The 1,747-nt window shown below is 72.4% G+C and carries 1 protein-coding gene and 1 pseudogene; both read right to left on the bottom strand.

The window, feature by feature from the left end:
• A pseudogene (locus QH283_RS18735) lies at positions 1-965 on the bottom strand (hypothetical protein); the annotation flags it as partial.
• Positions 966-1,122: 157 nt separating this feature from the next.
• Positions 1,123-1,747: hypothetical protein (locus QH283_RS18730; protein ID WP_280504284.1), on the bottom strand; the 625-nt coding region annotated here is incomplete at its 5' end.

Raw genomic sequence — 1,747 nt, 5'->3', positions numbered from 1 at the left:
TCGACGAAGTGCGGCGTGGGCTCCGTCGGCGGCGGGGTGTCGAGGCGGCGGACGCGACGTTCCTTGGGCACCCGGTGGTCGGTGAGCCGGTCGTCGGCGTAGGCGCTGTCGGGGTAGGCCTGCTCCGGCGCGGGCGCGCCGGTCGGCGTCGCCTCGGGTTCGGCCTGCGTGGCCGGGGCGTAGGCCTCGGGTGGCAGCCATTCCGCCTCGGCGGGGCCACCACCGATGGGCACCCGGCGGTCCGTGGTGGCCGTGGAGCCCGGGGTTTTCGTGGTGTCCGGGGCGTTCGCCGCGATCTCGCCCTCGGCCGGAACAGGGGGCACGGTGGCGTGCGGTGGCAGCGCGGGGGGCTCGGCGTACCCGCCGGGCGCGGCGGCTCCCGCCGTGGCGGCAGCCGGGGACGCGGTGCCGGTCGCGCCTGTCCCGGCCTGCCGCGCCTGCTCCTTCGACCCGGGGCGCACGGGCGCGATCCCCACGCCGACGACGAGGTTGGCGAAGTTCGGCGGACCCTCGCCCAGGCTGCACCACAGCGCGACGATGTCGTTGGGCAGGTCCTCCACGAGGAGGCCGTAGTTGCCCGTCCAGCTCTGGTGCGCGCCGGTCTGGTCGACCCATACGGGAGTGAGGGAGAACGCGGCGTCCGCGCCGGTGGGGACGAGTTCGACGGTCACCCCGCGCGCGAGCGCGTCGCTCCAGATGTCCACTCCGGTGAGTTTGTGGCCGTCGAGGTCGATGTAGCCCTGCCGCACCGCCAGTCCGAGACCGTGCCCGCGCAGCCCCGCCGGCGGCGCCTGGGACAGCAGCGTCATGTACAGCAGGATCGGTTCGGCGCCGATCCGGTCGGAGTACAAGGGATACACCATGCTGCCGTTCCACAGGATCGGCTCGGAACCGGTGTAGCGGGCAGCCAAGGGTTGTTCGCCTGCCGGATTCCGTTGGTGCCACGGGGAATACGGCTCGTTCATGTGCTGCCTTCCGCTTCGCGCCTCGATCTGCGCACCGCTGCCCGCAAGGGCGCGGCGGCTCGAGCGTACTCGGCGCGCTCGGGACGGGCGCGATCGTCCCGGGGCGAGCCGATCCGACGGACAGGGGTGCGGGCGGGCGGCCCGTCGACTGCCCTGCTCATTTGGGTGTGTGCCGCCAATCCACGCGTTGCAGTGTCGACCAGTCCTCGCCCGCCCACTCCCAGATCAGCTGTGCCACGACCGCCGGATCCGACACCGTGGTCGCGAAGTAGTGGTCGCGGCGGCGGCTGTCGTGGATCTCGAGGGTGTAGTCGACCGCGGAGTTGCGGTAGGTCTGGATGAAGGTCTGCTCGTCGTCCGGCCTGCCGACGATGAGGAACGGCGTCGCGGCCAGTGTGTGCAGGTTCGGCACCCAGGTGTGGATCTCCCGCTCGGTCATCGACGCGTAGGTGTGCTCGCCGCCGATGTCGACGTCGACCTCGCGGTGCTCCACGCTCGGCTCGACGGCGGGCCCGGTGCTGTAGGGCCGCGCGTCGTAGAGCTCGTAGTCGAAACCGGTGATCAGATCCTGCAGCAGCTGCCGCACCGGCGCCGCCGCGTTGTCCAGCGCACCGGGCACCCTCGGCCGGTCGCCCCGGTCGGCCGAAGTCACCCGCACCGCGAAACCCGCGGCCTCGATCCGTACGCCTGCGTGCGGGCGCGAAGCCTGCACCGCCGCGTTCCATGCCTGCAATCCAGAGACGACGACCAGGCGGAGATCGTCGTCGAGGGGTCTACCGGCC

Source organism: Nocardia farcinica, assembly GCF_029867845.1.
GTDB lineage: Bacteria > Actinomycetota > Actinomycetes > Mycobacteriales > Mycobacteriaceae > Nocardia > Nocardia farcinica_A.
This window is presented reverse-complemented; position numbering and strand designations above follow the sequence as displayed.